Source organism: Amycolatopsis sp. NPDC049159 (genome assembly GCF_040648295.1).
GTDB classification, from domain to species: domain Bacteria; phylum Actinomycetota; class Actinomycetes; order Mycobacteriales; family Pseudonocardiaceae; genus Amycolatopsis; species Amycolatopsis pretoriensis_A.
The window spans coordinates 55,416-70,852 of record NZ_JBEZDL010000039.1 but is presented as its reverse complement, the minus strand read 5'-3'; the positions used below and the strand labels follow the sequence as shown (position 1 = coordinate 70,852).

Genomic DNA, 15,437 nt, shown 5'->3' with positions numbered 1-15,437 from the left:
GTGCTGCTGGAAGATCGGGTACGCGGTGAGCACGGTGCCGAGCAGCAGCCGCACTTTCACGTGAAAGTGCGCGGTCAGCGGCGGCGGGCCTGCTTTCGCAGCTGCATGATCCGGGCGCCCCCGATCAGCGCGACCAGCGCCGCGCCGCCGATGGCCGAGAACAGCATCGCGATGGCCAGTGGCAGGCTGCCCTCGGCGCCGAAGAAGTGCACGGTCACCGAGTCCAGGTTCTGCAGGATGAACACCAGCAGGACGACCAGCACGACCAGGCCGGCGATCACCGCGACCCAGGTGCCGCTGACCCGGGTGCGCTTGATCTTCGGGCTCGCGGGCCTCGACGGCGCCGGGCGCACCGGCGCGACCTCCTCGGCGCCGGGCCGGACGTCGCCGGCGCGCAGTTTGGCGGGCTCGAGGGCCCCTTCGGGCACCTCGCTCCCGGGCAGGTCGTGGTGTGCGGGACCGGTGGGGCGGTCGGCCGCGTCCCCGCGCGCGTGCGTCATGTGACCAGTGTCCGCCCGGCACGCGGGGAGCGCCGTGTCAAACCCCCTAACGGGCGAAGCCGTCAACCTCCCGGAGGACGCGGAGGGTGTTCTTGCCGGCCAGCTTCACGCAGTCTTCCTCACTCCACCCACGCTCGAGCAGCGCGGCGAACAACACCGGGTACTTGGAGGTGTCCTCCAGCCCCTCGGGCAGCGTGCCGACGCCGTCGTAGTCGCCGCCGAGGCCGATGTGGTCGACGCCGGCCACCTCGCGGGCGTGCTCGACGTGCGCGACGACGTCGTCGACGGTGGCCTTCGGCTTGACCGGGCCGTCCCACTCCTTCACGAACTCGCCGCGCTGGGTCAGGTTCCGGTACTCGCGGCCCGCGGCTTCCATCGCGGCCTTCAGCTCCTGGTCCCACGCGGCGACCTTCGGCGAGATGAACGCCGGCACGAAGGTGACCATCGCGACGCCGCCGTTGCCGGGCAGCTTCGCCAGGACGTCGTCGGGGATGTTGCGCGGGTGGTCGTTGACCGCGGTGCACGAGGAGTGGCTGAAGATCACCGGGACCGAGCTGACCTCCATCGCCGCCCGCATCGTCGACGGCGCGACGTGGGAGAGGTCGACCATCATCCCGATCTTGTTCATCTCGCGCACGACGTCGCGGCCGAACTCGGTGAGGCCGCCGTGGGCCGGTTCGTCGGTGCCCGAGTCGGCCCAGGTGGTGTTGAAGTTGTGCGTCAGCGTCATGTAGCGGACGCCGAGCCGGCGCAGGATCCGCAGCACGCCGAGCGACTCGGCGATGCTGTGCCCGCCCTCGGCGCCGAGCAGCGACGCGATCCGGCCGTCGGCGAACGCGGCTTCGGCTTCGTCCGCGGTGTCGACCAGCCGGAGCCGGTCGGGGTAGCGCTCGGCGAGCTGGTGCACGACCTCGATCTGCTCGAGGACGGCGGTCACGGCACTGTGGCCTTCGAACTCGCACGGCACGTAGACCGACCAGAACTGCATGCCGAGCTTCCCGTCGGCGAGCTTCGGGAAGTCGGTGTGCAGGGCCGGCTGCCGGACGGTCAGGTCGAGCGACGCGGCCGCCTCGACCGGGTTCGGGCCGCCGTGCTGCCGCAGCTCCCACGGCAGGTCGTTGTGCCCGTCGGCGAGGATGGCCGCGTCCAGCAGTTTGCCGGCACGCTGTAGTGCCTCGTTAGTCATCACCCGATCGTAGGGCGGACCGGTACACACTCCGTACAAAGCGCTAGAGCTCGAGCCACCCGGCCGCCGCGCGGACACCGTCCACAGTGATCTGGTGGCCGCCGGCGTGGCGGTGGGTGACCACGTCGGCACCGCGCTCGCGCAGCAGCCGGATCAGCTCCTCGGTCGACGCCAGCGGCGCCATCGGGTCGCGTTCGCCGTTGGCCAGGAAGACGCGCGAGCCGCTGAGGTCGAGGTCCGGCGGTTCCGGGACCGGCGACATCGACGCGAACAACGCGGCCTCCCGCACGACTTCCGGCCGCAGCAGGACGACCGCGGCCGCGATGTTGGCCCCGTTCGAAAAGCCGACCGCGACCACGCGCCGGTCGCCGAAGCCGTACTCCGCCCCGGCTTCGAGCACGAAGTCGGCGAGTTCGTTCGCCCGCTTGACGACGTCTTCGTGGTCGAACACGCCCTCGGCCAGCCGCCGGAACCAGCGCGCGGCGCCGTGCTCCGACACCGGGCCGGCCGGGGCCAGCACGGCGGAGCGCAGGCTGAGCTCGCGCGCCAGGCCGAGCAGGTCGTCCGGGTCGCCGCCGGTCCCGTGCAGCAGGAGCAGCACCGGCGCGTCCGGGGCGCCTTCGACGTACTTGTGCCGCAGCGTCATCACAGCTCCGGGTTGTTTTCGGCGGGGAGGTTCAGCTTGGGCAGCATGTGCTGGATCTCTTCGCGGCGCGGCTCCAGCCACGGCGGCAACTTGAGCGCGCGGCCGAGCTCCAGCAACGGCTCGTCGATCGCGAAGCCCGGCTCGTCGGTGGCGACCTCCAGCAGCGTGCCGCCCGGTTCGCGGAAGTAGATCGAGCGGAAGTACTGGCGGTCCAAAATGGACGTCACGTGCACGCCCTGTTCCACCAGCTCTTCGCGCCAGGTCTTCTGGGTTTCTTCGTCGGGGGCGCGCCAGGCCACGTGGTGGACGGTGCCGGCGGCGACCAGCCCGCGCGGCGCGTCCGGCGTCACGAGGACGTCGACCAGCGCGCCCGGCCCGCCTTCACCGGCGGCGAAGCGCAGGCGATTGCTTTCCTGGCCGGCGAAGCTGAGCCCGAGGCCGTCGGTGAGCATGCCCGCGGTGGCGTCCTCCTGGTTCACCGAGAGCGTCACCGAGTGCAGGCCGCGGACGGCGTGCTCGGCGGGGACGAGCTCGGTGTCCCACGGGTCGCGCGGGTCGCCCTGCGGGTGCGCGACCAGGGCGAGCTTCAGGCCGTCGGGGTCGCGGAAGGTCAGCGTCTCCTCGCCGTCGGCGTTGCGAACCTCGCCGGTCTCGACGTTCTGGGCGCCCAGGTGCTGCTTCCACCAGCCGATCGAGGCTTCGGGCACGGAGAACGACGTGGTCGTCGCCTGGCCGGTGCCGTGGCGGCCGCTCGGCGCGTCGGGCCACGGGAAGAACGTCATCAGCGAGCCGGGCTTGCCCGAGCTGTCGCCGTAGTAGAGGTGGTAGGTGCCCGGGTCGTCGAAGTTGACCGTCGTCTTGACCAGCCGCAGGCCCAGGGTGCGCAGGTAGAAGTCGGCGTTGCGCTGCGGGTCGCCGCCGATGGCGGTCACGTGGTGCAGGCCGGACGTCTTGATCGACATGGTTGCCTCCTCGGCTCAAGGTATCCCGACAACCTCTCGCGCGCAAGATATATTCCTGCGAGGTAAGGTGGCAACCGTGGAAGCGACCGACGACGACGAGATCGTCACCTGGTGGGGCCTGGTCATCGAGGGCTACCTGGCCACGCAGGACAAGCTGATGGGCGAGATCGCCGACCGGTTCGGGCTCGCGCCAGCGTCGTTCGACATCCTGGTGCGCTTGGTCCGCTCGCCCGAGCACCGGATGCCGATGACGAAGCTGGCGACCGAAGCCGCGCTGTCCAGCGGCGGGTTCACGAAGGTGGCCGACCGCCTGGTGGCGGCCGACCTGATCTGCCGGATCCCGAGCCCGGACGACCGCCGCGTCACCTTCGCGTCCCTGACCGAGCACGGCCTCGAAGTGGCGAACAAGGCCCGCGAGGCCGCGGCGGACATCCTGCGGCGCATCGTGCTGATCCCACTCGGTGACGACGCCCCGGCACTCGCGGAAGCGATGCGGACACTGCGCGCGTTCAACACCGATCGTTGAAAAAGTCGAGGTCACTGCGGTGCGCGCGACGGCGCACCATGGACGGATGCTGACCGAATCGACGATCACGACGATGCTCCCGGTGACCGACAGCGAACGCGCCGGCCACTTCTACGCGGACTCCCTGGGCTTGAAGCAGCTGGGGAAGGGCGAAGACGGAACGCTGTACTTCGAGGCGGGCGCGGGCTCGATCGGCCTCCGCGCCATGCCGGCGGGTGCGCAGAGCGAGAACACGGCGCTGAGCTTCGAAGTCGCCGACCTCGAAGGCGAGATCAAGACCCTGGAGAGCCGCGGCGTGCGCTTCCAGGACTTCGAGCTGGAGGGCCTGAAGACCGTGGCCCACATCGCGGAGCTGGGCACCGAGCGGGCCGCGTGGTTCAACGACTCCGAGGGCAACGTGCTGTGCCTGCACCAGGTTCTAGGCTAGGCCCGGCATCAGCTTGACCGCGTTGCCCGACAGGACCCCGGTCAGCACGTCCTCCGGAAGACCGAGCCCGATCAGCGTGCGCACGTTCTTCGCCACCGACGGCACGCCGGGCCAGTCCGTCCCGAAGACGAACTTCCCGGCCAGCCGGGTGAAGTCGAAGCGCTGGTAGTACTCCGTCAGCTTCTTCGGCGGCAGCCCGGCGAGGTCGAGCCAGACGTTGTCGCGGGCCAGCGCCAGGAACGCGGCCACGTCGTACCACCACCCGCGGCCGCCGTGGGCGAAGACGAACTGCAGCGAAGGGAAGTCCTCGACCACATCGGACAGCAGCTCCGGGTTCCCGAAACTGGCGCGGGAACCCGGGAAGCTCGACGTCCCGGAGTGGAAGATCACCGGCACCCCGCGCTCGGCGCACCGCTGGTAGACCGGGTACAGCTCCTTGTCCGCCGGCGAAAACGCGCCGTGCACCGGGTGGATCTTCAGCGCCACCGCGCCCAGGTCCAGCTGCCGCTCGACCTCGGCCACCGCGGGGTGGTGCAGGTACGGGTTGACGTTGGCCACCAGCCGGAACCGGGCCGGGTTGTGCTCGACCAGCGGCAGGTTGTCCTCGATGGGCTGGATCCCGGTCGCGCGTGGGCTGTACTCGCAGAACAGCAGCACCCGATCGACGCCTTCGGAGTCCATCAATTCGTCCATCGCCGCCGGGATCACCGTCCCTTCGGCGTCGTACACCGACCGCCACGGGTACGAGCCCGCGAAGTCGTGCGCCCACTGCAGCCAGGCGGGTTTCAACGTCGGCAGCCGCGGCGTGTGGACGTGCGCGTCCACCACGAAGTACCCGTCGATCACGGACTGGGCACCACCCGCAGGACGTCGCGGACCTGCTCGCGGATCACGTTGCGGCGGATCTTGCCGGTCGCCGTCTTCGGCAGCTCGGCCAGCTCGACCACCCCGCGCGGCCGCTTGAACGCCGCGAGCCCCTCGCGGCAGAAGTCGATCAGCTCCGCCTGGTCCACCGCGAAGCCGGGCGCGGCCACCACGCACGCGACCGGCTTGTCGAGGCCGTCGGCGTCCGGCGCGGCGACGACGGCGACCTCCGCCACCGCCGGGTGCTGCCGCAGCCGTTCCTCCACTTCGGACGGTGACACCCAGATCCCGCCCGCCTTCAGCATGTCCCCGAACCGGCCGAGGCAGGTGTACGTGCCGTCTTCGTTGCGGACGTAGCTGTCGCCGGTCCGCAGCCATTCGCCCTGGAAGACGAGCTTCGTCGCGTCGTAGCGGGCCCAGTACCCGGTCGCCGTCGACGGCCCGGCGACGAACAGTTCGCCCGGCTGCCCGTGCCCGTCGACCACCGCGCCCGCTTCGTCGCGGATCTGCACGGAGTACCCGGGTACGGCGACGCCGGTGCTGCCCGGCCGCACCGAGCCGGGCCGGTTCGACAGGAAGATGTGCAGGGCCTCGGTCGACCCGATGCCGTCGAGGATCTCCAGCCCGAAGCGCGCGCGGAAGCGTTCGAACAACGACGCGGGCAGCGGTTCCCCGGCCGAAACCGCGTGCCGCACCGAAGCGAACGAGTCGTCCGGGACGTCGCTGGCGAGCAGGGCCGCGTAGAACGTCGGCACGGCGAAGAAGAGCGACGGCTGCTCCTCGCGAGCGCGCCGGGCGAACAACGCGGGCGTCGGCCGTGAAGGCTCGAGCAACACCGTGCCGCCCGCGCCGAGCGGGAAGAAGCAGGAATTCCCCAGCCCGTAGGCGAAGAAGAGCTTCGGCACGGACAGGAACCGGTCCGCCGGCGTGGTCGCCAGCACCGAACGCGCGTAGGTCTCGCAGACCGCGCGGATGCTCGCGTGCCGGTGCATCGCGCCCTTCGGCTGCCCCGTCGTCCCCGACGTGTACAGCCACAACGCGGGCGAGTCTTCCCACGTCCGTCCACTTCGGAACGTCCCGCCCAGCGACGACCACTCGTGCGTCCGGACGCCGAACCCGTCCGCGTCGGACCGGTCGAGCAGCACGTCGGTGACCTCGGGGGCGAAGCCGAGCGCGGTGGCGGCCTGCTCGGCGAACTCGCCGGACACGCCGAGCACGCGCGCCCGTGAGTCGGCCAGCACCTTGCCCAGCTCGAGCCCGGTGACCATCGTCGACACCGGCACGGCGACCGCGCCGGCCAGCATCGCGCCGAGGATGCCGGTGAGCAGCTCGACGTCGTCGACCATGCAGAACATGACCCGCTCTTCGGGCCGCACGCCGAGCCCGGCGAGCCCGGCGGCGACCCGGCGGGACTCCGCCGCCAGCTCGGCGTAGGTCAGCGAACGGCGGGGGGACACCACCGCGGTCGCGTCCGGGTGCCCGGCGTGGAGCAGGTACTCCGCGGCGTTGAACGCTGTCGCCACCAGGCCTCCTACGTGAGGTGGACGTATTCGTAGTCGAAGGGCTTCCCGTTGATGCCCTGCCGCGGCGGCGCGACCCAGCTCGCGATCTTCCCCCGCTCGTACACCGGGTGCATCAGCGAGCGGACGAACGTCAGGTCCTCGGTGGTGGGCAGCCACTTCCGTTTGCCGGCTTCCCAGGTCGCCTCGTCGACGATGGTGCCGTCGGGAGTGACGTGGTGGCCGGAGTTTATGCCGACTTCGCGGTTGAAGCCAGGGTGCGGCAGGCGGAACGCGAAGTCGATTCCGGCGTCCGCGAGGATCTTGTTCCAGCGCTTGACGCCGGTCTGGCAGTCGGCGACGTACTCGCTGCGCAGGTCGAGGTTGAGCAGCAGGATCGCCTGCAGCTCCTCCGACGTCCAGGTGCCGTCGCCTGCCGGTTTCTCCAGCCTGCGGGCGTCGTCGGTGAGCTTGTGGTCGTCCTTGCGGCGTGTCTCCTGCCAGCGGCCCTTGAGCCCGGCGGTGTAGTAGTTCGCCGCGTTCGTCGAGGTCTCGCTGCCGAAGAGGTCGAGCGAGACGGTGTAGTGGAAGTTGATGTACTTCTGGATCAGCTCCAGCGGGATGCCGCCGTGCGGGCCGATGTCGAGCGTGTCGTGCTCGCGGATCAGCTCGGCGCTGCGGATCACCACGCGGTCGACGCCGGTGGTGCCGACCATCATGTGGTGCGCCTCTTCCTTCAGCATGAACTCGCAGGTGCGCGAGAGCGGGTCGAAGGAGGACTCCTTGAGCGTGCCGAGCTGGTACTTCCCGTCGCGGTCGGTGAAGTACGTGAACATGTAGAACGCCAGCCAGTCGGCGGTTTCCTCGTTGAACGCACCGAGGATGCGGGGCGCGTCCGGGCTGCCGGAGTTGCGCAGCAGCAGCCCTTCGGCCTCGTCCCGGCCTTCGCGGCCGAAGTAGGCGTGCAGCAGGTAGACCATCGCCCACAGGTGCCTGCCCTCTTCGACGTTGACCTGGAAGAGGTTGCGCAGGTCGTAGAGGCTCGGCGCGGTGAGCCCGAGGAGCTTCTGCTGTTCGACCGACGCCGGTTCGGTGTCGCCCTGGATGACGATCAGCCGCTGCAGGTCGGCGCGGTACTCGCCGGGCACCTGCTGCCAGACCGGCTCGCCCTGGTGCTCCCCGAACGCGATCCGCCGGTCCGGGTCGCGCTCGGCGAGGAAGATGCCCCAGCGGTAGTCGGGCACGTTGACGTGGTCGAAGTGCGCCCAGCCATCGCGGCCGACGCTGACGGCGGTGCGCAGGTAGACGCCCTGGGTCTCCAGCGTCGGGCCCATCTCGCCCCACCAGTGCATGAACTTCGGCTGCCAGCCCTCCAGCGCGCGCTGCAGGCGCCGGTCCTCGGAGAGGTTGACGTTGTTGGGGATCTTGGCGTCGTAGTCGATCTTCTCGGGCATCTGCGCTAGACCCGCTTCCTGTCGAAGACGGCCTTCTGCCCCGTACCGTATCGGCGCAGCGCGCCTTCGGGCCCGGATGCGTTCGGCCGGGTGAAAATCCAGTTCTGCCAAGCCGCCAGCCGGCCGAAGATCTTGGTCTCGATGGTCTCGGGACCGACGAACCGGTGGTTGGCCTCCATCCCGGTGAGGGCGTCCGGGGACAGCGACGCCCGGCCTTCGAGCGCGATCCGGATCTCGTCCTCCCAGTCGAGGTCGTCCGGGGCGTCGGTCACCAGGCCGAGCTCGACGGCTTCGGCCGCGCTCAGCACGTGGTCCTTCTCGCGCGCGAGCCAGGCGAGGTGGTCTTCGTCGCCGTAGAAGCGCGTCTGCAGGCGGGTCAGGCCGTTGCCCATCGGGAACGGGCCGAAGTTGGCTTCGCTGAGCCTGATCGTGGCGCGTTCGTCGGAGTCTTCGTCGTCGATCGGCGGGCCGTCGAGGAGGTACTGGCGGTCCGCGGCGAGCGCGAGTTCCAGCAGGGAGCCGGCGAAGCAGCTGCCGGGCTCGATCAGCGCGATCAGCGTGCGGCTGGTGACGTCGAGGCGCTTGAGCGTGCGCTTGAAGTAGTGCGTGATCTCGTTGCCCAGCCAGTCCTTCGCGCCGAGGACGGCCCGTTCGTGCGCGAGCACCTTCTCCGGGTCGCCGACGGTCTTGAGGATCCACGTGCCGGCTTCGACCTCGTTGGTGCGCAGCCGCAGGATGGCGTCGTCCAGCTCGCGGGTCATCGCGAGGAACCAGCCGTTCGCGCCCTCTTCGTGCAGGTCGCCGGGGTCGTTTTCGGGGCCCTTGACGGTGATCGTGACCTGGTCTTCGGCCACCTCTATGTCGACATAGCGATGTTCCAGCGGGGTCAGCTCGATGCCGCCTTCGCCGGTCCGGTCGGATTCGCGCGCGATTTCCCGGGCCCGCTTCTCCACGGCTTCGCGGAACCCCTGGCGCGGCACGAGTTCGTCGACCAGCCGCCAGTCGACCGCGGTCTTGCCCTTGACGCCGTCCGGGCGCGTGGCGAAGACGTCGGCGAGGTCCTTGCGCACCCGTCGCTTGTCGACGACCCGGGTCAGACCGCCGGTGCCGGGCAGCACGCCGAGCAGCGGCACCTCCGGTAGCGCGACGGTCGAGGAGTTGTCGTCGATCAGGAGGATCTTTTCGCAGGCCAGCGCGATTTCGTAGCCACCGCCGGCGCAGGTGCCGTTGACCGCGGCCACGTAGGTCTGGCCGGAGTGCGCGGTGGCGTCCTCCATGCCGTTGCGGGTCTCGTTGGTGAACTTGCAGAAGTTCACCTTCCAGTGGTGCTCGGACGCGGCGAGCATCCGGATGTTCGCGCCGGCGCAGAAGACCTTGTCCTTCGCGCTCGTCACCACCACCACGCGAACCTCGGGGTGCTCGAACCGCAGCCGCTGGGTGGCGTCGTACAGCTCGATGTCGACGCCGAGGTCGTAGGAGTTGAGCTTGAGCTCGTACCCCGGGACGAGCCCGCCCTGTTCGTCGACGTCCAGCTCCAGCCAGGCCACCTCCCCGTCGAGGTGGAGGCGCCAGTGGCGGTACTCGTCCGGACGGCGGTCGAAAGCAACCGGTGTGGTGGTGGTCACTCGTCCGAGTGTCTACATAGTTCCGACGAACGTCAATATTGTGTAGAAACTTGATCTCGCGACGTCACCCGGTTGAGCGCCGACCACGCCCAGGTGACGAAGACCCACAACGCGAGTCCCGCTGCGGCATCCGTGAAGATCGTCGCGAAGTAGAACGCGGGGATCTGCGGTACGCCCGTCAGGAAGTGGCCCAGCGTGATCATCCCGGCCAGCGAATAGACCAGCAGGAACGCCAGCGCCCGCGGGTACCGCCCCTCCCGGTACGCGCGGTAGCCGAGCCAGCCGAACACCGTGAACAACACCCAAGCGAAGGCGACGACGATCCCCGCGACCATCGTCGGAACACCCGGCAGTTGCGGGTAGTCCGCGACGCGGATGGCGTTGTGCGCGTAGTGGATTGTCGTGCTGACCAGCGAAAAGCTAAGGATCACGCGAAGCGGCGTCAGCCCCTTTTCCTGCAGAACGTCCATCCCGGGCCCCCTGTAGCCGATTTGATAGATCGCTCTAGCGAGCGTACCGCCGCCACTTTCATAGGGAAAGTGCCGAGACGGCACTTTCCCTATGAAAGCTCCGCCTCAGGCCAGGTCGATGCGGTGCTGCGTCACCGGGTAGCCGGCCTTCGCGAAGGCCTTGGCCATCGGGACGTTGCCGACGTCGGTGCCCGCGACGATCCGGTCGGCACCGTGCCCGACGAGCTCGTGCGTGGCCTCGACCAGCAGGTCGTACGCGTAGCCGTTTCCGCGGTGCTCGGGCACGACGGCGATGTAGCCGATCACCGGGTCGTAGACGTTGCGGGTCGGCAGGCTGAGCCCGACGAGCTCGCCTTCGGGCGTGTACGCCACCCGCCACCAGTCCCGCGGGGCCGGCATCCACTTCATGATGTCGAGGTCTTCCTGGGCCGCGGCGTCGAGCCCGTGCTCCTCGACCGTCTTCCGGACGTGCGCGTCGAGGCTGCCGACGTGCACGCGCTTGAAGACCTCGAGGATGACGTCGTCGTCCGGCTCGGGCCGGAACTCGAGCCGGCCGGTTTTTTCGGGGAGGCCGTTTTCCGGCGTCCAGCAGAACCGGTAGCGCTCGACGAGCTTGCGGTAGCCCGCCCGCTCGGCCGCCTCGACGCGCACGGTCACCTCGTGGGCGACGTCCGGGTCGTCCTGCCACGAAGGCGGCGTGGTCAGCGCGTACTCCGCGCGCAGCGGCGCCGTCTTGAGCAGGTGGACGCCCGCGTCGAAGTCGGTGAAGTCGAACCAGTCCAGCGCGATCGGTTCCTCGTCGCCGGGCTTGGCCCACCAGGCGGCCCGCGCCACGACGACGTCGTCGCGCAGCGCGACCCAGGTCCATTCGGGCCGGTATTCGCCCTGCTTCGCCATCTCGACGAAGTCGTTGCCGAGCAGCGTGCGGCCGACGAGGCCGCGGTCGGGCAGGGAGGTGAAGAGTGTTTCTTCGCCCGCTTCGAGCGGGCGCACGACCAGTTCGGTCATGAAGGTCCTTCCAGGAGTACGCGCTCCCGGTCTACAGACCCGGCACCCTCGAACCGAGGTGGGAGCGCGTGATCGATTGGGTGATCATCGGACCCACCTCCTTTCGCTGGTCAAGGGTGCTCCGCGCAGCATAGGGGTGCCCTCGGCGGCGATCAACGTATTTTCTGGAGGACGATCCGCGTGCTCAGCCGCGGTTCGGCGTAGGAGTGCGACGCCTCCAGGACGTACTCGCCCGCGATGTGCTGCCAGCCGTCCCGCCAGACCTCGGCGGACCTCGGCGGGACGACGACGTCGGTCTCGACGGATTCGCCGGGCCCCGCCTCGACGCTCGCGAACCCCGCGAGCCAGCGGTGCGGCCGGTCGCCGCGCTCGGTCGGGGCCAGGTAGAGCTGGACGACCTCGCGGCCCCGCCGCTTCCCCGTGTTGCGCACGCGGACCCGGACGCGGGCCCCGCCTTCTTCGTCCGGGTAGCCGTCGAGCTCCTCGTACGCCCAGGTCGTGTAGCCCTGGCCGTGGCCGAACCAGTAGGCGGGCTGTCCGCCGCCGCGGGCCCAGGCGCTGTAGCCGATGTGGACGCCTTCGCCGTATTCGAGGACGCCTTCCCGCGGGGTCACGTCGGTGACCGGCGCGTCTTCGAGCTTCGCCGGCCACGTCGTCGGCAAGCGCCCGCCGGGTTCCTCGATGCCGAAGAGGACGTCGGCGAGCGCGTCGCCGCCGGCCTGGCCGGGGAACCAGGTGAGCAGCACCGCGGCGACGTCGGCGCGCCACGGCAGCTCGACCGGGGCGCCGGCGTTGACGACGACCACGGTGTTCGGGTTGACCTCGGCGACCCGGGCGACCAGCTCGTCCTGGCGGCCCGGCAGGGACAGGGAAGCCCGGTCGTAGCCCTCGCTCTCGACCTCGGCGGTGGTGCCGACCACGACGACCGCGACGTCCGACTTCCCCGCCAGCGCAACGGCTTCCTCGAGCGCGGCGTCCGGGTCGGGCACCGGGCCGCGGTGGCCGAGCGCGAAGGTCACCCAGGCGAAGCTGCCCCGGGCGAACTCCGCCATCTCGGACGGGATCCAGTACGTCAGGCTGACGTCGACGAGTTCGCCCGCGGTCAGGTCGATCTCGCGGCGCTGCTCGTTGACCTGCATGATCGAGGTGAAGACGTCCCCGCCGGGCGGCAGGTTCACGCCGTCGAAGAGCGTCTGGCCGGCGACGGCGAGGCGGAGGTCGCCGGGCCCGGTGACGGCGAAGGTGTGCGTGCCGCTGCGCTCCGGCAGGTAGGTGCCGGTGATCTCGACCGACGCGAGGGTGTTCAGGTCGAGCCCGTCCGGCAGTTCACCGATCCACGCGATTTTGGCTTCCCTGAGCGGGAATTCAGCCAATCGGGTGCCATCCGCGGCTTGGGCGAGGGCGCGGAGCCGGAAATTGTCGGTGGCCGGCGGTAGCGTCGTTCGCGGATCGGCACCGGTGGCGAACGCCAGGTCGGTGCCCGGGGGAACGGCCTTGCGGAGGCCGCCCAGAGGGGAGACGACGTGATCGGGGAACACGGTGGCGCTGCCGCCGCCGAGGATCTTGGGGTCCGCGGCCAGCGCGCCGATGAGCGCGACGCTGCGCGGCTCACGCAGCGGGAGCACGCCGGTTTCGTTGCTGAGCAACACGAAAGACCGGTGCGCGACCTCGCGCGCGATCGCGTCACCGTCCACAGGGGAATGGAGCGGCTCGGGGGTCCCGCCGAGCGCGCCGGTCCGGTGGGCGAGCAGGAGCACGCGGCGGACCATGTCGTCGACGACGCTCTCGTCGACTTCGCCGCCGCGCACGGCTTCCGCGAGCCGCGCGCCGAAAACCGTCCGGGGGCCGGGCATCGCGACGTCGAGGCCGCCGTTGGCGGAGGCGACGGTGTCGCGCGCGGCCAGCCAGTCGGAAACGACGAAGCCGTCGAAACCCCATTCGCCGCGCAGCACGCCGTCGAGCAGTTCGGCGTGCTGGGTCATCGTGGTGCCGTTGACGCTGTTGTAAGCGGCCATGATCCCCCACGGCTTCGCGCGCTTCACGATGAGTTCGAAGGGTGCGAGGTAGAGCTCGCGCAGCGCGCGTTCGGCGACGTGGACGTCGGCGGTGAAGCGCTCGGTCTCGAAGTCGTTGGCGACGAAGTGCTTGACCGTCACGCCGACTCCGCCGTCCTGCACGCCGGTGACGTAGCCGGCGCCGATCATCCCGGTGAGGAGGGGATCTTCCGAGTAGCACTCGAAGTGGCGGCCGCCCAGCGGTGAGCGCTGGAGGTTGACCGTCGGGGCGAGCAGCACGTGCACGCCCTTGCGGCGGGCTTCCTGCGCGAGCAGGCGGCCGACGCGCACGGCGAGCCGCGGGTCCCAGCTCGCGGCGAGCGCGGTCGGGCTGGGGAGCGTCACGGAGGGGTCGTCCTGGCTCCAGCGGACCCCGCGGACGCCGACCGGGCCGTCGGAGAGGACGAGGGAGTCCAGGCCGATGTCCGGCAGGGCGGGCAGGCTCCAGACGTCCTGCCCGGAGAGCAGGCTCGCCTTGGCGTCCAGGTCGAGCTCGGCCAGCAGCGCGTCGACGTCGAAGCTCATGAGCACACTCTACCTGGCGGTGAGTAGTGAAAGTTATGGTTCCGTGACAGCCCGTCCCGTAGGCTCGGGATCATGACCCGGGCCAGGGGAGCCGACCGCCGCGCGAGCATCGTCCGAGCGGCCTTCGAGGTGATCGCCGAACGCGGCTACCGCGGCACCTCACTGGCCGCGGTCGCCGAGCGCGTCGGCCTGACCCAACAGGGGCTGATGCACTACTTCCCGACGAAGGAAGACCTGCTCACGGCCGTACTGGAGACCCGCGACGAGTGGGATCTGCTCCACTTCGGCCACGCCCCGCCGGGCGACGAGTCGGCGATGACGGTCAACCAGCTGGCCGACCTGGTCGACTACAACGCCACGCGCCCGGGCATCGTCCAGACGTACACGGTGCTGTCGGCGGACAGCGTCACCGAGGACCACCCGGCGCGCGAGTACTTCCACGACCGCTACACCCGCGTCCGGGCAGGCATGACGCAGATGCTGGAACGCCACCGCGACGAGCTCCCGCCGGGCACGACGCCGGAACAGCTGGCCCCGATCGCCATCGCCGTCCTCGACGGCCTGCAGTTGCAGTGGCTGCTGGACCCGGCGGAGGTCGACATGTCCACCGGCTTCCGCACGTTCCTGACGATGCTGGGCATCAAGCCGGACTGACCTGCTCGCCCCAGCCGCGGCCCGCCATCCCTCCGGTCACAGCAACCGCGGCTGGGCCGCCAGCTCCCGCAGGCGCCGCAACGTGCGCAGCGTCGTCTCCAGGTCCTCCTGCGACACCTCCGCCGCCAGGCCCTCCGCCCACTCGACCTGCGCGCGCCCCAGCTCCCACATCGCGTCCTTCGCCCGGCGCGTCAACGACAACAGCGGCGCCCGCGCGTCCGCCGGGTTCGGCAGCCGGTCGAGCATTCCGTTGCGCAGCAGGCGGTTCACCGTCTCCTGCACGCTCTGCCGGCGCAGCCCCCGCCGCCGGGCGACGTCCGCGGCCGTCGCCGGGCCGTCCTCCAGGAAGCCGAGCACCTGCCACTGCGCCGCCGTCAGGCCGACCGGCTCGGTGAGCGCGTCGCCCGCCGCGAGGAAGCCGCCGTTGCACGCGAAAACCGCGTCGATCACGCGGGTGAACGTCTCAGCTCTGGGAGACCGCATGCGTGCTAGTCTCGCACAACGACAGGTAACTGTCGAAATGGAGACGACCATGGACATGCCCACCCTCGGCCCCGCCCACGACGCGCTGAAAGCCTTCGTCGGCGACTGGACCGGCACCGAAGAGCTCGCCGCGGCACCGTGGGCACCCGCCTCGACCGCGCACGCCGAGTGCGGATACCGCTTGGCCCTCAACGGGTTCGCGCTGATCCAGCACTACCGCCAGCGCCGCGACGACGGATCCGAATTCCTCGGGCACAACGTCTTCACCGCCGACCCGGGCACCGGTGAGACGCTTTGGTACGGCTTCGACAGCTACGGCTTCCCACCCGACTCGCCCGCCCGCGGCAGCTGGTCCGGCGCCACGCTGACCCTGGAGAAGAAGACCACCCGCGGGGTGGCCCGCCACCGGCTCACCCCGGCCGGGGACACCTTGACGCACGAAATCGACGTCAAGATGGGCGAAGACCGCGATTTCAGCCCATTCCTGCGTGCGCACTACAGCCGCGTCGAAGAGTAGGCGGAAACGGGTGACGCCCCTCCCCCCTGGCACGAGG

General features: G+C 70.2%; 16 protein-coding genes. 4 read left to right on the top strand and 12 right to left on the bottom strand.

All coding sequences use genetic code 11. The features are described 5' to 3' along the window. Positions 1-74: 74 nt before the first annotated feature. The 4 genes from AB0B33_RS44340 to AB0B33_RS44325 are packed head-to-tail and all read right to left on the bottom strand — an operon-like array spanning position 75 to position 3,294. A complete protein-coding gene (locus tag AB0B33_RS44340) occupies positions 75-500 on the bottom strand; it encodes a lipopolysaccharide assembly protein LapA domain-containing protein (RefSeq protein WP_360783542.1) in 426 nt (141 codons plus the stop codon). Between the two features lie 46 nt (positions 501-546). Continuing rightward, positions 547-1,686, bottom strand: coding sequence for a dipeptidase (locus tag AB0B33_RS44335; RefSeq protein ID WP_360783538.1), 1,140 nt, complete (start codon positions 1,684-1,686; stop codon positions 547-549). 43 nt (positions 1,687-1,729) lie between these two features. Then, positions 1,730-2,332: an alpha/beta hydrolase gene (locus tag AB0B33_RS44330; RefSeq protein ID WP_360783535.1), complete on the bottom strand. Its 603-nt coding sequence runs from the start codon at positions 2,330-2,332 to the stop codon at positions 1,730-1,732. Next, on the bottom strand, positions 2,332-3,294 hold the full coding sequence (locus AB0B33_RS44325) for a ring-cleaving dioxygenase (RefSeq protein WP_360783532.1): 963 nt from the start codon (positions 3,292-3,294) through the stop codon (positions 2,332-2,334). The genes AB0B33_RS44330 and AB0B33_RS44325 overlap by 1 nt, the downstream gene beginning before the upstream one ends. Positions 3,295-3,370: 76 nt before the next feature. On the opposite strand from AB0B33_RS44325, the gene AB0B33_RS44320 reads away from it, so the two are divergent. After that, positions 3,371-3,820, top strand: a complete 450-nt coding sequence (locus tag AB0B33_RS44320; protein ID WP_360783530.1) for a MarR family transcriptional regulator — start codon at positions 3,371-3,373, stop codon at positions 3,818-3,820. Positions 3,821-3,866: 46 nt separating this feature from the next. Next, the gene (locus tag AB0B33_RS44315) at positions 3,867-4,247 is read left to right on the top strand and encodes a VOC family protein (protein ID WP_360783527.1); all 381 of its coding nucleotides are present in this window, start codon (positions 3,867-3,869) and stop codon (positions 4,245-4,247) included. Here AB0B33_RS44315 and AB0B33_RS44310 read toward each other — a convergent pair. From AB0B33_RS44310 to AB0B33_RS44280, 7 genes are all read right to left on the bottom strand, one after another. Then, a complete protein-coding gene (locus AB0B33_RS44310) occupies positions 4,239-5,093 on the bottom strand; it encodes an amidohydrolase family protein (RefSeq protein ID WP_247017709.1) in 855 nt (284 codons plus the stop codon). The genes AB0B33_RS44315 and AB0B33_RS44310 overlap by 9 nt on opposite strands. Further along, positions 5,090-6,634: a benzoate-CoA ligase family protein gene (locus AB0B33_RS44305; RefSeq protein WP_360783523.1), complete on the bottom strand. Its 1,545-nt coding sequence runs from the start codon at positions 6,632-6,634 to the stop codon at positions 5,090-5,092. Before AB0B33_RS44305 ends, AB0B33_RS44310 begins: the two co-directional genes overlap by 4 nt. Before the next feature lie 8 nt (positions 6,635-6,642). Then, entirely contained in the window at positions 6,643-8,064 is a 1,422-nt protein-coding gene (boxB, locus tag AB0B33_RS44300; RefSeq protein WP_360783520.1) for a benzoyl-CoA 2,3-epoxidase subunit BoxB, read from the bottom strand. A 5-nt stretch (positions 8,065-8,069) separates the two neighbouring features. Continuing rightward, positions 8,070-9,689: a 2,3-epoxybenzoyl-CoA dihydrolase gene (boxC, locus tag AB0B33_RS44295; RefSeq protein WP_360783517.1), complete on the bottom strand. Its 1,620-nt coding sequence runs from the start codon at positions 9,687-9,689 to the stop codon at positions 8,070-8,072. A 32-nt stretch (positions 9,690-9,721) separates the two neighbouring features. Continuing rightward, entirely contained in the window at positions 9,722-10,159 is a 438-nt protein-coding gene (locus tag AB0B33_RS44290; RefSeq protein WP_360783515.1) for a hypothetical protein, read from the bottom strand. Positions 10,160-10,264: 105 nt separating this feature from the next. After that, positions 10,265-11,167 (bottom strand): GNAT family N-acetyltransferase, encoded by a 903-nt coding sequence (locus tag AB0B33_RS44285; RefSeq protein ID WP_360783512.1) that lies wholly within the window; start codon positions 11,165-11,167, stop codon positions 10,265-10,267. A 152-nt stretch (positions 11,168-11,319) separates the two neighbouring features. After that, positions 11,320-13,746 (bottom strand): glycoside hydrolase family 3 C-terminal domain-containing protein, encoded by a 2,427-nt coding sequence (locus AB0B33_RS44280; protein ID WP_360783508.1) that lies wholly within the window; start codon positions 13,744-13,746, stop codon positions 11,320-11,322. Positions 13,747-13,818: 72 nt separating this feature from the next. Between AB0B33_RS44280 and AB0B33_RS44275 the strand changes: the two genes are divergently transcribed. Beyond that, positions 13,819-14,400 carry a TetR/AcrR family transcriptional regulator gene (locus AB0B33_RS44275; protein ID WP_247017696.1) on the top strand — a complete coding sequence of 194 codons (582 nt, stop codon included), beginning with the start codon at positions 13,819-13,821 and terminating at the stop codon, positions 14,398-14,400. Positions 14,401-14,436: 36 nt separating this feature from the next. Here AB0B33_RS44275 and AB0B33_RS44270 read toward each other — a convergent pair whose 3' ends face one another. Then, a complete protein-coding gene (locus AB0B33_RS44270) occupies positions 14,437-14,883 on the bottom strand; it encodes a helix-turn-helix domain-containing protein (protein WP_360783504.1) in 447 nt (148 codons plus the stop codon). A gap of 49 nt (positions 14,884-14,932) precedes the next feature. On the opposite strand from AB0B33_RS44270, the gene AB0B33_RS44265 reads away from it, so the two are divergent. Beyond that, positions 14,933-15,400 carry a DUF1579 family protein gene (locus tag AB0B33_RS44265; protein ID WP_360783501.1) on the top strand — a complete coding sequence of 156 codons (468 nt, stop codon included), beginning with the start codon at positions 14,933-14,935 and terminating at the stop codon, positions 15,398-15,400. The last annotated feature ends 37 nt before the right edge of the window (positions 15,401-15,437 follow it).

What these genes read in the sequence shown, in the direction of transcription:
- AB0B33_RS44340 (WP_360783542.1), bottom strand. Translation starts at nt 500, where the DNA reads ATGACGCACGCGCGCGGGGACGCGGCCGACCGCCCCACCGGTCCCGCA.
- AB0B33_RS44335 (WP_360783538.1), bottom strand. Translation starts at nt 1,686, where the DNA reads ATGACTAACGAGGCACTACAGCGTGCCGGCAAACTGCTGGACGCGGCC.
- AB0B33_RS44330 (WP_360783535.1), bottom strand. Translation starts at nt 2,332, where the DNA reads ATGACGCTGCGGCACAAGTACGTCGAAGGCGCCCCGGACGCGCCGGTG.
- AB0B33_RS44325 (WP_360783532.1), bottom strand. Translation starts at nt 3,294, where the DNA reads ATGTCGATCAAGACGTCCGGCCTGCACCACGTGACCGCCATCGGCGGC.
- AB0B33_RS44315 (WP_360783527.1), top strand. Translation starts at nt 3,867, where the DNA reads ATGCTGACCGAATCGACGATCACGACGATGCTCCCGGTGACCGACAGC.
- boxB (WP_360783520.1), bottom strand. Translation starts at nt 8,064, where the DNA reads ATGCCCGAGAAGATCGACTACGACGCCAAGATCCCCAACAACGTCAAC.
- AB0B33_RS44290 (WP_360783515.1), bottom strand. Translation starts at nt 10,159, where the DNA reads ATGGACGTTCTGCAGGAAAAGGGGCTGACGCCGCTTCGCGTGATCCTT.
- AB0B33_RS44285 (WP_360783512.1), bottom strand. Translation starts at nt 11,167, where the DNA reads ATGACCGAACTGGTCGTGCGCCCGCTCGAAGCGGGCGAAGAAACACTC.
- AB0B33_RS44280 (WP_360783508.1), bottom strand. Translation starts at nt 13,746, where the DNA reads ATGAGCTTCGACGTCGACGCGCTGCTGGCCGAGCTCGACCTGGACGCC.
- AB0B33_RS44275 (WP_247017696.1), top strand. Translation starts at nt 13,819, where the DNA reads ATGACCCGGGCCAGGGGAGCCGACCGCCGCGCGAGCATCGTCCGAGCG.
- AB0B33_RS44270 (WP_360783504.1), bottom strand. Translation starts at nt 14,883, where the DNA reads ATGCGGTCTCCCAGAGCTGAGACGTTCACCCGCGTGATCGACGCGGTT.
- AB0B33_RS44265 (WP_360783501.1), top strand. Translation starts at nt 14,933, where the DNA reads ATGGACATGCCCACCCTCGGCCCCGCCCACGACGCGCTGAAAGCCTTC.